Source organism: Pseudomonas sp. SIMBA_068, from assembly GCF_046534705.1.
Lineage (GTDB): Bacteria > Pseudomonadota > Gammaproteobacteria > Pseudomonadales > Pseudomonadaceae > Aquipseudomonas > Aquipseudomonas putida.
In genome coordinates this window covers 1-255 of record NZ_JAWRYI010001021.1, presented here as the reverse complement: position 1 = coordinate 255, position 255 = coordinate 1, and the positions used below count along the sequence as shown (strand labels likewise).

Here is a 255-nt window from a genome sequence, read left to right as displayed (position 1 = left end):
ACGCCAAGGACGTTTCGGTCACACTGGAACGGGCTACCACGGGGGTGTTCATCCATATCGATGACCGTGGGCCAGGGATTGCGCCAGCGCTGCTAGCGACCATCACCGACCCGTTCGTGCGCGGTGAAGGGTCGCGGAACCAGGCATCCGGTGGGTATGGGTTGGGGTTGAGCATTGCCCAACGGATTGCCAACAGCCATGGGGGGGAGCTGATGCTGGCAAATCGTGAAGGCGGTGGGTTGCGGGTCAGCATAC

1 protein-coding gene is annotated in these 255 nt (G+C 62.4%); it reads left to right on the top strand.

The features are described from left to right. Positions 1 to 255, top strand: a 255-nt coding sequence (locus tag SB756_RS32515) for an ATP-binding protein (RefSeq protein WP_410913566.1), incomplete at both ends; no start/stop codon positions are given.